The following is a 19,556-nucleotide window of genomic DNA, read 5'->3' as shown; positions in this document are numbered from 1 at the left end:
TACCATCTCTGGGATTATTCTAATTATTCTTTAAATAATAAATCATTACTGATCGTGGTATAAAACAACCTGCTTATTTCTTCCTGATCATGTGTTTGTCCAAGAATCCACATCAATTTAGTGACAACCGCTTCAGTCGTCATGTCATATGCCTCAAGTATAGGAAACTGTTTCTTTAACTTCTGCCCTACTTTGTAGACATTCATATCGCTTCCTTCATTTGGAACCTGTGTTGTCATTACGATAGTTTTACCATGTTGTATCCATTTTTCGATCACTTCATAGTAATTATACTCTTTAAGAGAAGGGATCCCTCCTACTCCAAAGCTCTCTATAATCACAGCATCATTTTTCTCCAAAAGATAATTAAGAACACCGGAATCCATTCCTGGTACCAGCTTTAACAGAGCGACACTCGGATTAAGTTTATTATAAAAGGCTGGCTCTCTTTCCTTGGGCAGCGTGATGTATTGAAGAATTTTATCCTCCTGCACCACGGCAAGGTAAGGGTAATTGATGCTTGAGAATGCGTGAAAACTTTTTGAGTGGGTCTTTCTGGCTCTCGTACCCAGTATCACCTTTCCACCGAACAAAATCTGAACACCACTTGCCAATTCTGAGGATGCATATAAAAAGCTGCCATAAAGATTCATTCTAGAGTCAGAATCCTCTGTATTAATTGGTTTTTGTGATCCGGTGATGACAATTGGTTTTGGCGAATGCTGAATCAAATAGGATAACGCCGCTGCGGTATATGCCATCGTATCTGTACCATGACTTATGACAAATCCGTCGTATTGATGAAAGGAATCACGAATTGTATCCGCCATCATAATCCAGTGCTCCGGACCGATATTCGTACTATCAAGATTACACAGTTGAACCGAATCCACCTCGCAAAAATGATCGATGTTTTTGATATATTCAAGCACGTCCTCCGAAGTCAGGAGCGGGGACAGACCCGATGAGGTACTTGAAGAAGCGATGGTTCCTCCTGTTGCTATCAATAATATTTTCTTCTTTAATGTTTCACTTATGCCGTTATTATTCACTATAGCAACAATCCTTCCTGATATTCATTTTCTTTCTGATATTCTTTCTCTTCCTGATTTTCTTATTCTTCCAGTTACCCTATCTCTTAATGTTATTCTGTATCTCAATGTTATTCAATATCTTTATGTTATTCAATATCTTTATGTTATTCTATATCCTACTGTTATTCTATCTTTTACTGATTTCCCTTCTCTTCGGACATCTTTTCACCCGAGAGATTATTAATCTGCTGTAAAAAGTCTGTGATATTACAAATAATCGTCGAACGCTTACTCATTCTCAAATTCAGATTTTCCAATTTATCACCCACTGAATCAACAATCTCCGCTACCGAACCAACACCGGTTGCGGCCCCGCTAATCTCAGTACTTGTTTGTTCAATTCCAGTAACGATCTGTTCGCTAAAGTCCTTTACCTCATAAGTACAATCAGTAACCTGTTTAAAATCCTTCTGTACATTTAAAGCATATTCAAAATTACCTTGAATTGCTTCCTTTGTACTAACAATCTGGTTACTTAACATGCTAATACTCTCATACAGTTTCATAATATTTTCATCAATTCCGTGAACCAGCTCTGTTGTAGCGGAAGATAACTTTCTAATCTCATCAGCAACTACTGCAAAACCCCTGCCAGCCTCTCCTGCTCTTGCTGCTTCAATGGATGCATTTAACGCCAAAAGATTTGTATTCTTTGCTATTCCTGTTATACTTTTTGACATTTCTTTAATATCATTAAAGTTATTTTCCAAGGAATGAAAGGATTCTGTAAATAAATCCAGCTGATCACATGTCCCATTTAATTTATCAGATAGGGTATTCATTTTATCATCCGCTTGAGAAATAGCAGTTTCCGATCGCTTCATAACACCATTAATATTATTCACATATTGTCCAAAATCATTAAAGTTAGAATTCAATCGATTAATCACGTCTTGAATCCCGCTCATCTGGGCATAGGTGTATTGAATATCCTGGATTGATTTTGACACCTTTACTTCTTCATCCAAGAACTCATCAATCTTCTTTTCAATGTGTGTTACACCATAATTGATATAGCTATAATACTCTTCTGATGCTTCTGTAACCGGTTTTACATTTAATTCTATCGTTGCACTAATCTCCGGATTTGTAATTATCTCTTTTCTCTTCTTATTAAATATTCTCATATTCTCCCCCACCTATTCAAATACAGCTAAAACCATTGTCTGGTTAAAATGTTGCTGGTTCAGCTGTTCTCCATATCCTGCAAAACCGATGTAATTACCTAACGCACTTCCCATACTCTTGGCGAAAGTATCAAGGTATCCGTCATTTTCAAACAATATGGATCTGGCCAGACAATTTATCATAATGGCCATCGATGGCTTCGGAATTTCTTTTTTCACTTTTTCAATGGTTTCACCAATTACATTCTTATAATCATCCGGCTCAAGGAGAACCATTTTAGAGTTATTATATACTCTTGCATGGTAAGCCATACCGTTATTTTTTGAAACCATCTGATTTGCTGTTATGTACATCTCCCCACCGATAATTCTCCCGAGTGGATTGCCATCAAGATATCCCGATAGCTCCTTAACCGATGTGTTCAGCGCCTCTGCAGTAACAACTGCTGCCGGCTTATGGTCATACTCATGTACAATACGGTTTTTCACATCAACTTTCGTTGCTGTGAAATAGTGATTCGTGGGTTTATAGATATTCTCACGATAGAGCTTGATCTTTCCTCCCAGGTTCTTAATGATAACAAAGATACAAGCTTTCTCATAAACAATTCCGTTTAAAGAGATTAACGTCTTCTCCGCTTTCCCGTGATCTCCGGCGGTACCGCCAAACAACGGAATCTCTTTGCTTTCCAGTACTGAACTAAAGGTAGACAAAACCAATTCCTCACAGCCGATTAATCCGGTTGATATCTCAAAGCATACCGTATTTGTTAAATCCTTGAATTTTCCAACACAGCCCGTGATTCTATCCACATATTTTAATGGATATCGATCCACCTCTTCTAATACATCTGCATAACATTCTATCCCATCCTCAATTCCCATCACTAACAAAGAATCCTTATAAGCCCCATCCTTACAAAAGCCTGCATAAGTGGTCGAACCCATCACAATCGTATTAGGATATTCCTCATGGATCAATGCCGTATATTCTTCAAAATGCTTCACATCCCCAAAGAACAGCAATAACTTTGGTGATTGAATCTCACATGTAGCTTCACGCACCGCTTCCTTAAGATCTACGCTAGAACTTTTTCCAACTTTGTAATTCATGTTCCTTTATCCCCTATCTTCGTATATTTTTCATATGTGATTTTTTGAACTTTAATGACATTCTATAATTATATATCTCGAAAATCAATCATTTCTGTAATATTTTACATTATTTCTGTATTATTCCACATTAGGGATTTTTTGATGGGTAAGTAATTCTTATAATTACTTTTTGACTATCACGGATTGATAATTATAGAATTGTTTGAAATGCTTAGGATTTGAGTGATTAAAATGAAAAACGAGCGCTATCAATTTGTTGATAAGAGCGCCCTTTACCATGATTTTTATTTTCATTATATGATTTATTGAATTTTCATAATATGTACTAATATATAGAGTGGCGACAAATTTAATGCCCCATTTCGATAACCCGGAAATCAAGAAACAAAAAAACAAGCCACTTACAAAGATAATCAAATCTTTTGAAAGTGGCTTATTTACTCGATTTTTATATTAGCAGCTCGTAGGGGAATTTTTAAGTTAATAATACATTTCTTCTTATTTAATTCTTCTCTAATTTTATCAAATACTCCCAGATGTGCTTTTTCGTATTCTTGTATGTCTTCAATATTTATACATTCCATTGTATAGCCTTCCCACTTTTTAGTTAGATTTATTACTTATATGATTTTTTATGATATTAAATAATCCATTTTTTATATTATCGTCTTTACTTGTATTATCATAAATAACAACATTAAATCCTGCTAATATGTATTTTTTCTTTTCCGCTTCTAGTTTAATTAAATCAGTATCTTTATTTAAACATAAATAACGTACTGGTTTTCCCATATAACTCCTCCATATCACCAAGTATATCCACAATTCTTACATTCAAATGTTTTTCTTACTTTACTACTGAATAATCCAAACATTGTTCCACCTACCGCCTTTTGAGTAATTGATATTTTTTGAATATTTGTTGATTTGCATGTGGGACATTTAGGTTGGTTACTATTTATAGAATCTCTCGAATTATGTAATGGTTCTTTTGAATAATATTGATTTTTTGGTGGTTGTGGTTTTATACCGAGATCAATTATTGATCCATCACTTTTAATAATGTCTACTTTAATGAGATTATCATAAAATGGTTGTGATAATTTTATTACTTCATCTCTAGTAATATTTTTTGCTAAGATGACTGGCGAAGAATTAACTAAATCTTTGGTTTGTTGTAAATTTAAATTAAAAACTTCTTTAACTATTGGTGTTAGTATATAACAGTGGACACGAAAAGTTTAACACATTACAATAGTTCCAAGAAAGGTGTGTGTTATTCAATGTCCAAGAACGGTGTCCGTTATTCGGAAGAATTCAAACAACAGATAATCGATCTGTATCAATCAGGTAGTTCAGTTAGCTATCTTAGTAGTGAGTATGGTGTGGCAAATGTAACGATTTATAAATGGATTAAAGAATCATCTCCAATTAAAGTATCTGAGAAGGAAGAAATCACTTCAAAGGAATACGAAAAAATGAAAAGACGTATTGCTGAACTTGAAATGGAGAATGAAATCTTAAAAAAAGCTACCGCCATATTCGCCAGAAAACGATAGAAGAAATCGTTACCTTCATCGAAAAATACAAATCAAAGTATACCGTTAAACTTATATGCAAAGCCTTGAAGTTCCCTAGGAGCACCTATTATAAGGCTCTAGTTCATGTGCCCTCAAACCGACAGATTAAAGCTGAAAAGTTGAAGGCAGAAATCCATAAGATTTATTCAGAAAGCAAATGCCGCTATGGAGCTCCCAAAATTCATAAGATACTGATAATGAGAGGTAAAAATATTAGTCTTAAAAGAGTTCAACGTTATATGTCTTCCATGGGGCTCCGCTCTATCGTAGTTAAAAAGTTCCACCCACATTCCTCTAAATCAAATGTGGTAGAAAGAGAGAACATTTTAAATAGAGATTTTAAAGCAACCAATATAAATCAAAAATGGTGTACTGACATAACTTATATTCATACGTTAAAGGATGGTTGGACTTATCTTGCGTCTGTAATGGATCTCTACAGCAAAAAGATTTTAGGCTATGCATATGGAACTTCAATGACTACAGAGCTTGTAATTAAATCTTTAGAAAACGCCTGCCTAAATGTAAAAAGTACAAAGGGAATTATTCTCCATAGCGATCTGGGAACACAATATACCAGTCAGAAATTTAACGAGTTAATAACCCAAAAGGAAATGGTGCATTCCTTTAGCAGGAAAGGCAATCCTTATGATAATGCATGTATTGAATCCTTTCACTCCTTACTAAAAAAAGAAGAGGTCAATCATAAAAAATACTATGATTTCAATGATGCCAGTAAGGCAATCTTTGAATATATCGAATCCTGGTATAATCGAAAAAGGATTCACGGTGCAATTAACAATATGACTCCTCATGCAGTGCATGACGCTGCTGCATAGGAAGTTAAACTTTTTGTGTCTACGTTATTGACACAAGTCCATATTTTCATAGCCATTATAAGATTAGTTGTTTCTATTAATTTTAAACTATACAATTCCAATTTATCATTGTGCTTTAGCGATTGTTGAATAGGGTATCCACAATGAGGGCAGGATTGAGCCATATCTGATATCTGTTTATTGCACTCGGGACAATTAATAAGTGCCATTTTTGCACCTCCGTAAAAAATATTAATTTATCTTTATCAAGATAAATACTACTTTATTACCCTGTTCCATTTTTTAATTCTACTTACTCATCCTCTACATCATCCTTTGAAACTAATTTAATTCTATATTCTTCATTTCTTTTAATTGTGCTATACGGATCATTGTCTCTTTTAATCCATTTATTACGCTTCTTTTGACTATCTAACACATAAACCAGTACACCTATAATCAAACCCCCTACAATACTTAAATATTCCATATAAGCCTCCTGCAATACATAAATCTATAGTTTCTCAATCCTCTGTTAATTTAACTAAGTCCATTCTTCTTTCTCCATTCTACTCCATCCATAATCATTTTCATTCTTTCCTCAAATGGTGGTATTCCTAATTCGTCACATTTCTTTTTCTCATACTGTTTAACTCTCCCACTGTCTTTCTTTTTATTATATGATTCTGATCCTACTTGAAATAAAAATGCTAATACTCCTAATCCAAACATATATGTCCTCGCTTTCAATTTGTTTTCATTTTATAATCTGATACAAATCTCTAGTAAATAACTAACTGTATAGTAATATATTACCATTTAACTACAAGAAAAGTAAACCGAAAAGTATATTAATTTCATATAGTCCGGCATCATAACCAACTATCTATTAAAGATCTAACGTCATTTTATTTATCTATTGTATCTATATCAATATCTTTCTCTTCAGAGGTCGCTACTTCATTTTGACATTCATCAGTAATACTATCAATATCAGTATCATGCTTGTCCATCGTAGTTTCCTTCTTATTTTTCTGAATCAAATATAGTGCAGACGCAGCCAATGTTAACAAATAGAATAATATTTTATAGATCATAATTTGTCTCCCCTATCTCCCATTTCCTTGAGGACTTTTTCCGCAATACATACACATTGATTATCAATCCTTTGTTCAATTTCTTCTAATCTGTACCTTCTCAAATCTGATAATAGTCTCATTTGCTCTACTGACATAATTACTTCATCTGTATATCTATAATCTTTACTTATACATGCTAAATCAATTTTTAAATCTTTTGATATCATCGGATAAAAGCTAAATTCATAAAGATAATAATATAATTTGTAACGCGCTAATCTAGGATTAACTATGTAAGCGTTCAATATATATTTCAAACATGGATCATATTCACCTCTAATAAATTCAATCGCATGTAATCCATAATAAGCAAAAGCTTTTAAATCTTTATTTATTATTCCCACAGTATGTAACTCCGATTGTAAATTTGTATACTTAATAAATATATTTTCAATTTGAACTAACTGTTCGCTACCATTCCAATTATCCATCCATGATAAAAAATTACTAACTAATACTTTATACGCATACTTTATTGTATTGATAAAAAAAGTTAAATCATCTCCCAGTAAATTGGTGAGATTTAAATAGACAGATTTAAGATTTTCTATATCTATTCGTATTTTATAGTTATTATCTTTGGCTTCGATTGCATAATAAACCTTATCAATACCGAAGTCTGACTGCTGCATAAAACCCTCCTATATAAATATTTACATATTTTTACTTCATATGAATATACTAATACGTTTTAATTTGTTTGTCAAACACTATTTATTTATTATTTTGTATGCACATTTACTATAGTTTAATATGTTTTATATACAACTAACAAAATAGTTTAATATCATATGTCTTTATTATATCTGGTAGATTTATACCATTTCTATGAAATATTTATGTCGATAAAGGTAGATTAAATATCAATTCAACTTGAATATTGATAATTTAGCATTTCTTTAAACTTTGATTTTCTATAAGTGGATTGAATTCAACGATTATTTCAATATAATCTGACGAGAAGAATGAATAGTTATTTATAAAGAACCTTCGAAGATATAATAGTTTAATATTATATTTAATGAGCCTCTCTTACTTATATATAATAAACAGCTTATAAAGATCAACAAATCGCTTTCTCACAGCCTTGTAGAGCCATTTTAACCTTTAAGGCAGTATATATACTATTGACATCATTGAAAGTGCCTTAAATAAGTCTGTATATTAATAAATTTGAACATAGTAAAAGGACTAGCCCGTAAGCTAGTCCTCATGATTGATATATTTATTGATGGCACTCTTGATATGGAATAATGCGAAAGGTTCAAAATTACCACTGCATTAATCTATACCGTCTATAACAATATGTAACCCCATGATAGCTGCGTCATATAAGTCTTCGTAATCAGAATCATCCTGTGAGCAATTATTCAAAAACACATCAATCAAATATCTGTATTCAAAATACGTTTTTAATCTTTCATTGCTATTCATATTTCTCCTACGAATTGTTATTTATCTAAAATAGCTATAATTATTTTGAAATACTAATAATTAAACTTGCTATTGTAGCTATTACAACTATTATAGTCATTAAAGTCATTGCTTTTGTATAAAGTAGCATTTGTTTATTTAATTTCTTCTGTTCTTTAATAAGCAACTCATTCTTTTTATTGTTATAAATTCTTAACCAAAAATCAACTCCAACCACTGTATATTCAGATACATCATCATGCTTTTTTATAACTTCTTCAATTGACATTTCCTCTATATCTTTAATCTTAGCACTCACCTTGTCGCCCTCTTTTATCTATAGAATTATGTTTCTAATTTACTATCAACTGCCTTAAATAATATTAATAAAACTGACGTATAATCTCCTTATTCAAAGACCAATTTTTATCTCTGAGATGTTAACCGCTATTCAGATGCTATTGCGCCAGCAATTGGTATACTTCCTAGACAAGCTTTGACATAAGTATGTACAACATCGCCTGTAGTATTTTAAAATCATTATTATTCATAATATACACTTTTTAAATATATGAAATTTTATACTACTGATATATAGCTACTATTTCAATACACATATAGTCTTCTTCGCTATACAGCTCCTGTAATCCTTCTGGTCTTTCTTCAGCAATGCTTCTTCTAGTCGCTCGATTCAATGCCATGAAATCTTTTAAAGGATCATATATCGATTTAGTTTTATTAATCATTGAACTTGAAATTATACGAGCTAAAATAGTAACATCGACACTTTCATAATCTTCTAGTTGATTATACAATATTTGCAAATATTTAGCATCAATTTTTGAGCATAAAGCTATATTATCTAATTCAGAAAGTAGTGGAATCTTAGCATCTGATACAGCAAAAAAACTCTCAAATGCTTGCATCTCGGTTTTTTCCATGTTATCCGATAATTGTTCAATAATCATTGGCTTGAATTGTTCAATTAATTGCGTAAAGTCAAACGACTCAGGTATCCTCAGATAACTATCAAATTTTATTATGTATCCCCTTTGCAATGTTAATAAATCATAATCATCACACATTGTAAAATCAAAATAATCTTCTCTTCCATTGAGCAAAGTTTCGAACTCATTACAATCAAATAAGAGACTTTCCTCGATTATACCACCATAATTCTTAGTAGATTTTGCATCCGCCCCCAAAATTGGTAAATTAATTGATATTCCTTTATCACTATTTATTTCAATATTATCAACTTTTAAATTCTTTTTCCCTGTAGCAATAGATTTATATTCTCTAAACTTTTTCTCATCAAAATATAACACATTACCAAACATATATTTAGCCTCCAAAAGTGTCTTATAATTAAATAATCAAATCCTATATATTATATTACAGTATAATATTACCTTATTTGATATATTTTGGCAAGTTATAAACACTAAAATAAAAACCCTACCAATTTGGTAAGGCTCTTGTTTTAATATTTAACTCCTGTTTCTGACAAATAAAAAAAGACTAAATTAATAGTCTTTCTAAGTAAACATCATGTGATAAACTAGGTGATAAACTTTTAAAGTATCCAGTATACAAATCACCTTTCTACTTGGGTTATTAGCAGCTCGTAGGGGAATCGAACCCCTGTTTCCGCCGTGAGAGGGCGGCGTCTTAACCCCTTGACCAACGAGCCTTAAGAACAATATTTATATTACACTATGGAGAATAAAAAAGCAAGCACTTTTTTTATAATTTTTTAAATTTTTTAATCAATTGACACACTTTGCCATTTCCTAGAGAATTATTTAAAATTTATGTATTTATATTCCACATACTCCCGGATATATCCATGAACCATTGCAGCTGCACGGCTTTGTCCTGGATGAACTTCCGTCACACTCAAAAAAAGAGGCGGGTCGTAAATTCACCTCAACAATTTTAAAGGATTGTATACTAACATCCCTAAATTGAGTTTATCTACAGCTCGCCTCTTTCTAGCTAAAATGATATCTTAATTAGATATTCCATCTACTACTTCTATCGTATCTTCTAGTTCTATCTTATCTTCTAGTCTATCATCTCTTCTAATTCTATACCGCTTGTATATCATTCATCTACTCTATATCTGTCATCTCATCTAGTTCCGGCTTTTCTTCTATTTACGATATCTCTTCTAGTTCCGGCTTCTTTTCATTATCCGACATCTCTTCATAATCCGGCTTCTTTTCATTATCCGACATCTCTTCATAATCCGGCTTTTCTTCATTATCCGATATCTCTTCTAGTTCCAACATCCATCTATTTCTTGATAAATTCATCCGTAATTCTATAACCAACCTTACTCAATTCCACATTATAATTCGCTGAATCAAAATCAAGAAAGCCATGCTTACCCGCCAAGATATGTACCGATACATTTTCTCGATTATTAAGAGTTTCTGCTACTTTCACTACATCAAAGCTATCCTCTTGCGCAAAGATAAGAAGTACCGGGCAGCTTGGTTTTACATCCGGGTAATCTCTGATGCGGGAACCATAATGTCCAATCATCTTATCACACAAAGGATTATCAGAGCATCTCCAAGCAATCGTTGCACCGACACTAAATCCAAGCAATATAACTTCATCATACTTTGGCCTGATCTGTTCTATCAACTGATTAATCAAATGATACTTCTCAAATCCCTTAATATCATTAAAATGCTGATATGCGGTGTCACTCTCCGCGTAATCATATGGATTCTCACGATAAATCAGATTAGGACAATACACATCATATCCAATCCCTACATAACCATCACAAACACGTTTGATAAAATGGTTGATGCCATAGATTTCATGAAGAATTATAACTGCCTTTTGGTTGTCATGAATTATGTTATAATCAATCATGTTATAATCCATACCCACACTCCTATAAGAAATCCATAAGGGACATCTGGTTTGATATCGGTAAATCACCGAATAAACCTAGATTTGCCATCGTTTCGACTACAGTTGAGCTGACTTTACAACGAACCCTAAAATCATCTCTAGATAAGAACTTGCCCTGCTTCGAGGCTTCTACCACACCGTCTGCAGCCTTTTCTCCAAGCCCGTCAATCGTACTCAGTGCAGGCATCAGCTTATTATCAATAATCTGGAACGTATGAGCCATGGCTGTATAAATGTCAATCGGCAGGAAGGTAAATCCTCTCGCATACATCTCCTGAACAATACGCATATCTTTGAAGGTATCCTGCTCCTTCTTCGTTAATGTATTGCTTCTTCTCTTGTAATCTGCAATATGCTGCTCTAAGCGTTCTTTTCCGAGACACATCAATTCATAATTGAAAGCCGAAGCACGAATACTGAAGTATGCTGCATAATAAGCAAGTGGATGATACACCTTAAAGTAAGCAATTCGGAACGCCATCATAACGTATGCCGCAGCATGCGCTTTCGGGAACATGTATTTAATCTGTTTACAGGACCAGATATACCAATCCGGTACGCCGGCCTCAACCATCGCAGACTCCATCTCAGGGGTGAGTCCTTTACCCTTACGGACACTCTCCATGATTTTAAATGCTTGACCAGGCTCTACACCTGTGGCTATCAAATAAATCATGATATCATCACGGGTACAGATTGCGGTGGTCAGAGTACATTTGCCACTCTGAATCAAAGTTTGCGCGTTATTCAGCCATACGTCAGTACCATGGGACAGACCGGAGATTCGTACCAAATCAGAGAAGGATTTCGGTTTTGTGTCCTTAACCATCTGCATAACGAAGTCCGTACCAAATTCCGGGATACCAAGGCACCCAAGCTCACAACCATCTATATCCTTCGGTGTGATACCAAGTGCAGTCAGGTCACGGAACAAGCTCAGAACCTTTTGATCATCTAAGCGAATTTCCTGTGCATTCAGTCCGGTTATATCTTCCAGCATACGAATCATCGTCGGATCGTCGTGCCCGAGTATATCAAGTTTTAACAAATTATGATCAATGGAGTGGTAATCAAAATGTGTAGTGATTGTTTTGGTTGTCATATCATTTGCGGGTCGTTGTACCGGGGTGAAGGAGTAGATATTCTCCCCATGTGGCATAACAACGATACCTCCCGGATGCTGGCCGGTGGTTCTTCGAACTCCAACCAATCCTCCAACGATTCGGTCTATCTCACAGTTACGCTTATGCTCTCCTCGCTCTTCAAAATAGTTCTTCACATAACCGAAGGCCGTCTTATCCGCAAGGGTACCAATCGTACCTGCTCGGAAGGTATGTCCTTTGCCAAAGAGTACCTCCGTATAATCATGTGCCTTGCTCTGATACTCACCAGAGAAGTTAAGATCGATATCGGGCTCTTTATCTCCATAGAAACCAAGGAAGGTTTCAAATGGGATATCGTGGCCATCCTTGGTAAGAGGTTGGCCGCAATTCGGACAGATTCGATCCGGCATATCGCAACCGGAGCTACCACCGAACTTCTTTACTTCCTCTGATTCAAAATCAGAGAAAAAACAATTGGAACAAAAATAATGCGGTGCCAACGGATTAACCTCCGTGATACCTGCCATCGTTGCAACAAAGGACGAACCTACTGATCCACGCGATCCTACCAGATATCCGTCTTCATTGGACTTCCACACAAGCTTCTGGGCAATGATATACATTACGGCGAAACCGTTATTAATAATGGATTTCAACTCATGCTCGAGTCTTTCTTCCACGGGCTTTGGTAATGGATTTCCATACATAGAATGCGCTTTATCATAACAGATGTTTCTTAAATTTTCTTCGGAGTTTTCCAGCACCGGAGGACATTTGTCCGGTCGCACCGGGGATATCTTCTCAATCATATCGGCAATCAAATTCGTATTGGTGATAACTACTTCCTCAGCCTTCGATTTCCCAAGATAGGAGAATTCCTCTAACATCTCTTCCGTAGTACGAAGATAGAGGGGAGGCTGATTATCAGCATCCTTAAAGCCCTTGCCTGCCATTATAATTCTACGATAGATCTCATCCTCCGGCTCCATAAAATGCACGTCACAAGTAGCCACAACCGGTTTATGATACTCTTCACCAAGTGCAACCACCTTTTTATTCAGTTCTATCAAATCATCATTCGACATAATATCCTTTTCGTCACTTCGGTCACTGCGAATTAAGAATTCATTATTCCCTATCGGTTGAATCTCTAGATAATCATAGAAGTTCACCAACTTCGCAATCTTATCGTGTGATTGATTTTTTAACACCGCACGAAATACCTCGCCTGCTTCGCAGGCAGAACCAACTATAATACCCTCCCGACATTCCATCAAGAGACTTTTCGGAACCTTAGGACGTTTATTATAATATTCGATATGGGACAGCGACACCATCTTATACAGATTCACTCGTCCAATATCATTTTTAGCCAGTAAAATTGCATGATATGCCGGTAGTTTTCGAATTGCCTCAACTGACAACTTACCAAGTGTATCAATCTCCTTCACTAGATTAATCTCTCTATCTTTTAATTTCACACATAACTTTAAATATATTTCAGCCGTTGCTCCTGCATCATCCACTGCTCTATGGTGATTTTCCAACGACACGCCAAGTGCTTTCGCCACAATATTTAACTTATAACGATTTAAATCAGGAAGCAAGATTCTGGATAATCCTACTGTATCAATTACGGTAAAATCAATTGCGATTCCCTGGCGTTCCGCATTTGTCTCGATAAACCCGATATCAAAGGAAGCATTATGAGCTACCAATACACACCCTTCACAAAAGCCCAAAAACTTTGGTAAAACCTCTTCAATCTTAGGGGCATTGATTACCATATCATCATTGATTAAGGTTAATTGCTCGATTTCATACGGAATCGGAACTTCCGGGTTGATAAAGGTTGAAAAATGATCGACCACCTCACCATTCATCACTTTTACCGCTCCAATTTCTATAATGCGATCTCTATTCTTACTAAAGCCGGTGGTCTCGATATCAAATACTACGGTCGATCCATTAAGACTTTGCTCCTTAGGATTTGACACCACCTCCTGAATATCGTCTACCAGATAAGCTTCCATACCATAGATTATCTTGAAATCCTTTGCTCTCTGTTGCTCGGCTTCATCCTTATAAGCCTTCGGATTCAAGGTATGATTTGCTTCCGGGAAGGATTGAACAACACCATGATCAGTGATTGCAACCGCCTTATGACCCCATTGAAATGCACGTTTAATTAGTGATTTCACATCCACAACGGAATCCATATCACTCATCATAGTATGTGCATGAAGCTCCACACGCTTTAATGGGGAGTGATCCATCCTTGAAGTAGTAAAATCCTGAATTGTCTTGATACCTACTACTGAGCCAATCGTAATATCATGTTCATAGTTATCCATTTGCGCAATTCCCTTAAGTACAAAGAAGCCACCCGGTTTTAATACCGCATTGATTTCATCCACTTCAATTGTCTTAGCATATAGTTTTATCTTGATAGAATCTGTAAAGTCCGTAAGAATGAACATAATAATGCTCTTCTCATTACCAATGGATCTACTCTCCGGCTTGATTAGCTTTCCGCGGATTACCACCTCTCCGATTTCAGCATTAATATCACAGATCGGCATGGAACTTCCGTCAAAATTTCTACCATAAACCACGGATGGGTCAGCAGGAAGCTTTCGGTAACTTCCCTTTCCCTTCTCATATGCACTCTTAGATGACTTTGAAGAGGGTGCTGATGTTTTGGCTACATCCGCCGCTGTTTTTGCAGGAGCATTTCCCTTCTTCTCAAGAGACTGCTTTATACCCTGACTCCCTGAATTACCTGTGGAAGTATTCACAGAAGCATTCGAAATCGCACCCGTGGCATTATCACCGCTCATAGAAGCACCAGAATTACCTGTCTCATATCCCTCCTCGATTGCTTCTTTGTCTGCCATTTGAAGCATCTGCTTACGGTATTCCAGCTCATGATTATCCTGGTCTTTCTTCGGTTCTACAAAATCAAGCTCCACACGTACTGTATAATCAAAACGCTCTTGGAACATCGTTTCCAAAAAATCCTTTAGTTTTGTCATCTTCTGGCTAACCACATAGCTATCCGTCACACGAATCGTCATCGTCATCTCATGGATTTCAATCTGAGCATCCTTAAAGATATGATAAGTAACCACACTTTGTTCCTTCAACTCCTCTAGGATACTGTCCCTGTAAATCGGGTATAGCTTATCTAGAGTATACTGAGCGGATAAAATATATTGTGGTTTAAGAATTGCTTTGTTTCCTGTATGTATAAAGAGCTGACGATTCATCAGTTCTTCCATTTTTCTTATATTTGCTCTGGTTAACAGACGCGGACTCCTCATGCAGATATATAAATTCGGTGACACCTTGGATGCCTGCACCTTGATTACCTCTGCTTCTCCATATAACTTCTTTAAGTCCTGATCGGCATTCAACTGATCAAACGCTTCAAAAAACAGCATAATATTTCTCCTTTTACCGACTGTCAAACGTTGTATTATTATTTGATATTATATCAGAATAATATCATTTTTTATATTATTTCTCCAATACTTTTTACTGCCATAAAGCAATACCTCTTATAAAGCGATAAATGAAACGATGTTAGCTTCCCATTCCTACACGAAGCTAACATCGTATTTTATTGTTTATGTCCAGTTTAATAATTCCTGTTTTAGTTCCTCTAGCAGCTGATCCTCAGGCACCTTTCGGATAATCTCACCCTTTCGGATAATAAGACCTTCCCCTTTGCCACCCGCGATTCCAATATCTGCTTCCCTTGCTTCACCGGGGCCATTTACCGCACAACCCATAACTGCAACCTTGATATCTAAATTCATGCCTGCTACCATGGTTTCAACCTGATTGGCCAGATTGATCAAATCAATCTGAGTTCTGCCACAGGTTGGACAGGATACCACTTCTACTCCTCCGCTGCGAAATCCGAGTGTCTTAAGAATAATCTTTGCCGACTTAATCTCTTCTACCGGATCGCCGGTTAAGGATACACGAATTGTATCACCGATTCCTTGGTGAAGAATAATTCCTAACCCAAGAGCGGATTTGATATTTCCTGCATTCACTGTGCCTGCTTCCGTGATACCGACATGAAGAGGATAATCAATCTGTGGAGCAATCAATTCATGTGCTTTTACACACATCATAACATCCGAGGATTTGATACTGACTACAAGCTGGTCATATCCCATATCTTCGATACGTTTTACTTTATCTAAAGCGCTTTCTACAAGTCCCTCGGCTGTTACTTTTCCATACTTTATAATCAGGTCTTTCTCCAAAGAACCACTGTTAACGCCAACGCGTATTGGAATCTCTCTTTCCTTCGCTACCTTAACAACCGCCTTCACGCGTTCTTCGTCTCCGATATTACCAGGATTAATACGAATCTTATCGGCTCCATTCTCCATCGCAGCAATAGCAAGACGGTAATCAAAGTGAATGTCTGCAACCAGTGGAATAGTAATGTTCTTTTTTATCTCTGAAAATGCTTCCGCCGCCTGTTGATTTGGTACCGTACATCTTACAATATCACAACCTGCTTCAGTCAAACGATGAATCTGTTCGATCGTAGCTTTCACGTCCTCCGTCTTTGTATTGGTCATTGATTGAATCAGAATCGGATTGCCACCACCGATCACCCGATCACCAATTCGGATAACCTTATTATTATCACGATACATATCGAAATCCCCTTTATTTAACCAAAAATATTACGTAAATCATTAAACATGACAAATACCATTAGAAGCATTAATAGCGCCATGCCCACCATATGAACCATTGCTTCTTTTTCCTTTGCAACCGGTTTTCTGCGAATTGCTTCGATTAATAAGAATACCAGTCTTCCTCCATCTAGCGCAGGCAAAGGCAAGAGGTTCATTACACCAAGGTTTGCACTGATTAATATACTAAAGCCAACCAAATTCATTATCATAATGTGGTATCCTTCTGTCTTAGATGAATCCACAACCTGACCCACTACATTTACTATTCCGACAGGACCTGCAATCTCTCTGGCACTAATCTTACCGGTAACAAGATACAATACACTCTTTAAAGTGTAAACAATTTTGTTCTTAAGCTCATAAAAGCTGTATTTAACTACCTCGGGTGCTGAAACCTTCGCACGGGCATAATTTAATCCAAATCCTAAATCATACGACTTATTATATTGTGGAGTTATCGTAACCTGAGCCTCTTTCCCCTCTCTTAGGTAGGTTATATCGAGCGATTTATTCGCCAATGGGTTCTTTGCGATATAGTCTTCAAGTCCCTTACCCGATTTGATGTCAGTTCCATTCATTTTAACAATTTGATCCCCTGCTTTCATCCCTGCCTTCCCTAATGGAAATGTAGGATCAACCGCGCTGATAATTGGTGCTTTCGCATTGTTATCATAATTAATTCCTAAATAATACTTCTCAATTACGGATGGATTAATTGTTGTGTCATATTTTTTCCCACCCCTAATATACTCGATATTAATCGGAGCTTCTGATAACGGACTAAAATAGAAATAATATCTCATATCTTCAGAGAAATGAATCGGAGTTTCATTTACTTTCGTGATTTGATCTCCCTTTTGTAATTCAATCTTTGGTGATGTGCTATCTGTGGATATACCGGTAATGTAGGGCTTATCAACACCCATATCTCCTATAAATATAAGCGATAAAAGAAACGCAAACACAAAATTAAAGAATGCACCGGCAAAGATTACAGAAAACCTTGCCCAAACACCCTTCTTATGAAATGCTCCCTCATCTTCTACGGATTCATCCTCTCCAAGCATCATACAAGAGCCACCGATTGGAAATACCTTTAACGAATAACGGGTTCCGTTTTTTACAAAGCTGGCAAGTCTAGGTCCCATACCAACAGAAAACTCTGTTACTGTAATCCCGTTCTTTTTTGCGAGAAGAAAATGACCCAATTCATGAACTATAACAATAATACCCAATATCAAAATAGCTACGATAATATTCATACTTATACTTATCCTTTCTGGCAATCCGTAATCAATCTCTCCGATTTATCATTCCACTAATTCAGAGATAATATCGACCGGATTCTGTTAATCCCCTTACAAAATCATATGTCTGCTGTTCCGTATTCAGAATTTCATTCAAGGTAGGACATTCAATTCGTTTATGATTTTTCATAGCCTCACGGATCAATTCAGGAATCGCAAGATAACGAAGCTTGCCTCTTAGGAATTGATCCACCGCCCATTCGTTTGCAGCGTTATATACTGTCGGCATACTTCCACCAATTCTTCCTGCTTCAAATGCGAGCTTTAGCCCATAGAATGTGTCCATATCAGGATCTTCAAAGGTAATCTGCTTTAATGCTGCAAAATCCACTCGATTTCCTCCTGACATCGGTAAGCGATTCGGATAAAATAACGCATATTGTATCGGAAGCTTCATATCCGGAACACCCATTTGTGCGATTACGCTTCCGTCAATATATTCTACCATCGAATGAATGATGCTCTGTGGATGCACCACCACTTGAATTTGATCCATCGATACATCAAATAACCAAGCTGCTTCCATCACTTCCAAACCTTTATTAACCATAGTTGAGGAATCTATCGTAATCTTCTGACCCATTGCCCAATTAGGATGCTTTAAAGCATCCTTTATCTGAATATTCTGAAGTTCCTCCAGCTTTCTTCCACGAAAAGGACCGCCTGATGCCGTTAAAATAATTTTCTGTACCTGTTTCTTATCTTCTCCATTTAGTGATTGAAATATAGCTGAATGCTCACTGTCTACCGGAAGTAATTCAACATTTTTTTCTTTGATTAATGGCATAATAATATGCCCTGCGGTAACTAAGGTTTCTTTGTTCGCCAGAGCTATATTCTTTCCTGCTTTAATAGCTTCAATTGTTGGCCGAATACCAATCATCCCCACCATAGCTGTTACTACCGTATCAGCACTTTTTTCAGTGGCACATTCAATCAGCCCTTCCATTCCGGTAACCACAGTAACAGAAAGATCCTTAATCCTATTCTTTAACTCTTTTGCCTTATCCTCCCGGTACACACATACCAAATTCGGTTCAAATTCACGAATCTGTTTTTCCAGTAACTCAATGTTGCTTCCGGCTGCCAAAGCTGAAACTTTCAATAAATCCTTATATTCTCTAACAATATCCAGGGTCTGTGTTCCGATCGATCCGGTAGACCCAAGTACTGCAATATTTTTCATTCTACTCCTCCA

At 36.0% G+C, this 19,556-nt stretch carries 20 protein-coding genes and 1 tRNA gene; 1 reads left to right on the top strand and 20 read right to left on the bottom strand.

The window, feature by feature from the left end; translation table 11 throughout:
• Positions 1-23: 23 nt before the first annotated feature.
• The 5 genes from AC6IWN_RS05565 to AC6IWN_RS05545 all read right to left on the bottom strand — a co-directional run bounded on the left by AC6IWN_RS05565 (position 24) and on the right by AC6IWN_RS05545 (position 4,129).
• Positions 24-1,052: an asparaginase gene (locus AC6IWN_RS05565; RefSeq protein WP_497991379.1), complete on the bottom strand. Its 1,029-nt coding sequence runs from the start codon at positions 1,050-1,052 to the stop codon at positions 24-26.
• Positions 1,053-1,228: 176 nt separating this feature from the next.
• Complete coding sequence (locus AC6IWN_RS05560) at positions 1,229-2,221, bottom strand: methyl-accepting chemotaxis protein (RefSeq protein ID WP_497991378.1); 993 nt, start codon at positions 2,219-2,221, stop codon at positions 1,229-1,231.
• Positions 2,222-2,233: 12 nt separating this feature from the next.
• Positions 2,234-3,334 carry an FIST signal transduction protein gene (locus AC6IWN_RS05555; protein WP_497991377.1) on the bottom strand — a complete coding sequence of 367 codons (1,101 nt, stop codon included), beginning with the start codon at positions 3,332-3,334 and terminating at the stop codon, positions 2,234-2,236.
• Positions 3,335-3,774: 440 nt separating this feature from the next.
• Positions 3,775-3,921, bottom strand: a complete 147-nt coding sequence (locus AC6IWN_RS05550) for a hypothetical protein (protein WP_497991376.1) — start codon at positions 3,919-3,921, stop codon at positions 3,775-3,777.
• 19 nt (positions 3,922-3,940) lie between these two features.
• A complete protein-coding gene (locus tag AC6IWN_RS05545; protein WP_497991375.1) occupies positions 3,941-4,129 on the bottom strand; it encodes a hypothetical protein in 189 nt (62 codons plus the stop codon).
• Positions 4,130-4,620: 491 nt separating this feature from the next.
• Here AC6IWN_RS05545 and AC6IWN_RS05540 point away from each other — a divergent pair.
• Positions 4,621-5,756, top strand: a protein-coding gene (locus AC6IWN_RS05540; RefSeq protein ID WP_497987882.1) for an IS3 family transposase whose coding sequence is annotated in 2 segments (ribosomal slippage) — positions 4,621-4,867 and positions 4,867-5,756 — 1,137 coding nt in all. Because the reading frame shifts where the segments join, the coding sequence is not laid out codon by codon here.
• Here AC6IWN_RS05540 and AC6IWN_RS05535 read toward each other — a convergent pair.
• From AC6IWN_RS05535 to AC6IWN_RS05465, 15 genes are all read right to left on the bottom strand, one after another.
• Positions 5,729-5,965: a zinc ribbon domain-containing protein gene (locus AC6IWN_RS05535; protein WP_497991374.1), complete on the bottom strand. Its 237-nt coding sequence runs from the start codon at positions 5,963-5,965 to the stop codon at positions 5,729-5,731. The genes AC6IWN_RS05540 and AC6IWN_RS05535 overlap by 28 nt on opposite strands.
• A gap of 83 nt (positions 5,966-6,048) precedes the next feature.
• On the bottom strand, positions 6,049-6,225 hold the full coding sequence (locus AC6IWN_RS05530) for a hypothetical protein (RefSeq protein WP_497991373.1): 177 nt from the start codon (positions 6,223-6,225) through the stop codon (positions 6,049-6,051).
• A gap of 50 nt (positions 6,226-6,275) precedes the next feature.
• Positions 6,276-6,467: a hypothetical protein gene (locus AC6IWN_RS05525; RefSeq protein WP_497991372.1), complete on the bottom strand. Its 192-nt coding sequence runs from the start codon at positions 6,465-6,467 to the stop codon at positions 6,276-6,278.
• 176 nt (positions 6,468-6,643) lie between these two features.
• The gene (locus AC6IWN_RS05520; protein ID WP_497991371.1) at positions 6,644-6,832 is read right to left on the bottom strand and encodes a hypothetical protein; all 189 of its coding nucleotides are present in this window, start codon (positions 6,830-6,832) and stop codon (positions 6,644-6,646) included.
• Entirely contained in the window at positions 6,829-7,506 is a 678-nt protein-coding gene (locus tag AC6IWN_RS05515) for a hypothetical protein (protein WP_497991370.1), read from the bottom strand. The genes AC6IWN_RS05520 and AC6IWN_RS05515 overlap by 4 nt, the downstream gene beginning before the upstream one ends.
• A gap of 649 nt (positions 7,507-8,155) precedes the next feature.
• Positions 8,156-8,308: a hypothetical protein gene (locus AC6IWN_RS05510; protein ID WP_497991369.1), complete on the bottom strand. Its 153-nt coding sequence runs from the start codon at positions 8,306-8,308 to the stop codon at positions 8,156-8,158.
• 40 nt (positions 8,309-8,348) lie between these two features.
• Positions 8,349-8,606, bottom strand: coding sequence for a hypothetical protein (locus tag AC6IWN_RS05505; RefSeq protein ID WP_497991368.1), 258 nt, complete (start codon positions 8,604-8,606; stop codon positions 8,349-8,351).
• Positions 8,607-8,871: 265 nt separating this feature from the next.
• Complete coding sequence (locus AC6IWN_RS05500) at positions 8,872-9,627, bottom strand: hypothetical protein (protein ID WP_497991367.1); 756 nt, start codon at positions 9,625-9,627, stop codon at positions 8,872-8,874.
• Positions 9,628-9,908: 281 nt separating this feature from the next.
• Positions 9,909-9,980: transfer RNA gene (locus tag AC6IWN_RS05495), tRNA-Glu, on the bottom strand.
• Between the two features lie 466 nt (positions 9,981-10,446).
• Positions 10,447-10,581, bottom strand: coding sequence for a hypothetical protein (locus AC6IWN_RS05490; protein ID WP_497991366.1), 135 nt, complete (start codon positions 10,579-10,581; stop codon positions 10,447-10,449).
• 4 nt (positions 10,582-10,585) lie between these two features.
• Positions 10,586-11,191, bottom strand: coding sequence for a dienelactone hydrolase family protein (locus AC6IWN_RS05485; RefSeq protein WP_497991365.1), 606 nt, complete (start codon positions 11,189-11,191; stop codon positions 10,586-10,588).
• A 10-nt stretch (positions 11,192-11,201) separates the two neighbouring features.
• The gene (locus AC6IWN_RS05480; protein WP_497991364.1) at positions 11,202-15,767 is read right to left on the bottom strand and encodes a PolC-type DNA polymerase III; all 4,566 of its coding nucleotides are present in this window, start codon (positions 15,765-15,767) and stop codon (positions 11,202-11,204) included.
• 186 nt (positions 15,768-15,953) lie between these two features.
• On the bottom strand, positions 15,954-17,006 hold the full coding sequence (gene ispG, locus AC6IWN_RS05475) for a flavodoxin-dependent (E)-4-hydroxy-3-methylbut-2-enyl-diphosphate synthase (RefSeq protein ID WP_497991363.1): 1,053 nt from the start codon (positions 17,004-17,006) through the stop codon (positions 15,954-15,956).
• Between the two features lie 17 nt (positions 17,007-17,023).
• The gene (gene rseP / locus AC6IWN_RS05470; RefSeq protein ID WP_497991362.1) at positions 17,024-18,313 is read right to left on the bottom strand and encodes an RIP metalloprotease RseP; all 1,290 of its coding nucleotides are present in this window, start codon (positions 18,311-18,313) and stop codon (positions 17,024-17,026) included.
• A gap of 61 nt (positions 18,314-18,374) precedes the next feature.
• A complete protein-coding gene (locus tag AC6IWN_RS05465; RefSeq protein WP_497991361.1) occupies positions 18,375-19,544 on the bottom strand; it encodes a 1-deoxy-D-xylulose-5-phosphate reductoisomerase in 1,170 nt (389 codons plus the stop codon).
• Positions 19,545-19,556 lie beyond the last annotated feature (12 nt).

The organism is Variimorphobacter sp. HTMS_6, assembly GCF_059717775.1.
This window is presented reverse-complemented; position numbering and strand designations above follow the sequence as displayed.

Excerpts from the sequence above, each read along its gene's own strand:
- AC6IWN_RS05560 (WP_497991378.1), bottom strand. The coding sequence starts at position 2,221 with ATGAGAATATTTAATAAGAAGAGAAAAGAGATAATTACAAATCCGGAG.
- AC6IWN_RS05555 (WP_497991377.1), bottom strand. The coding sequence starts at position 3,334 with ATGAATTACAAAGTTGGAAAAAGTTCTAGCGTAGATCTTAAGGAAGCG.
- AC6IWN_RS05550 (WP_497991376.1), bottom strand. The coding sequence starts at position 3,921 with ATGGAATGTATAAATATTGAAGACATACAAGAATACGAAAAAGCACAT.
- AC6IWN_RS05545 (WP_497991375.1), bottom strand. The coding sequence starts at position 4,129 with ATGGGAAAACCAGTACGTTATTTATGTTTAAATAAAGATACTGATTTA.
- AC6IWN_RS05535 (WP_497991374.1), bottom strand. The coding sequence starts at position 5,965 with ATGGCACTTATTAATTGTCCCGAGTGCAATAAACAGATATCAGATATG.
- AC6IWN_RS05530 (WP_497991373.1), bottom strand. The coding sequence starts at position 6,225 with ATGGAATATTTAAGTATTGTAGGGGGTTTGATTATAGGTGTACTGGTT.
- AC6IWN_RS05525 (WP_497991372.1), bottom strand. The coding sequence starts at position 6,467 with ATGTTTGGATTAGGAGTATTAGCATTTTTATTTCAAGTAGGATCAGAA.
- AC6IWN_RS05520 (WP_497991371.1), bottom strand. The coding sequence starts at position 6,832 with ATGATCTATAAAATATTATTCTATTTGTTAACATTGGCTGCGTCTGCA.
- AC6IWN_RS05515 (WP_497991370.1), bottom strand. The coding sequence starts at position 7,506 with ATGCAGCAGTCAGACTTCGGTATTGATAAGGTTTATTATGCAATCGAA.
- AC6IWN_RS05510 (WP_497991369.1), bottom strand. The coding sequence starts at position 8,308 with ATGAATAGCAATGAAAGATTAAAAACGTATTTTGAATACAGATATTTG.
- AC6IWN_RS05500 (WP_497991367.1), bottom strand. The coding sequence starts at position 9,627 with ATGTTTGGTAATGTGTTATATTTTGATGAGAAAAAGTTTAGAGAATAT.
- AC6IWN_RS05490 (WP_497991366.1), bottom strand. The coding sequence starts at position 10,581 with ATGTTGGAACTAGAAGAGATATCGGATAATGAAGAAAAGCCGGATTAT.
- AC6IWN_RS05485 (WP_497991365.1), bottom strand. The coding sequence starts at position 11,191 with ATGGATTATAACATGATTGATTATAACATAATTCATGACAACCAAAAG.
- AC6IWN_RS05480 (WP_497991364.1), bottom strand. The coding sequence starts at position 15,767 with ATGCTGTTTTTTGAAGCGTTTGATCAGTTGAATGCCGATCAGGACTTA.
- ispG (WP_497991363.1), bottom strand. The coding sequence starts at position 17,006 with ATGTATCGTGATAATAATAAGGTTATCCGAATTGGTGATCGGGTGATC.
- rseP (WP_497991362.1), bottom strand. The coding sequence starts at position 18,313 with ATGAATATTATCGTAGCTATTTTGATATTGGGTATTATTGTTATAGTT.
- AC6IWN_RS05465 (WP_497991361.1), bottom strand. The coding sequence starts at position 19,544 with ATGAAAAATATTGCAGTACTTGGGTCTACCGGATCGATCGGAACACAG.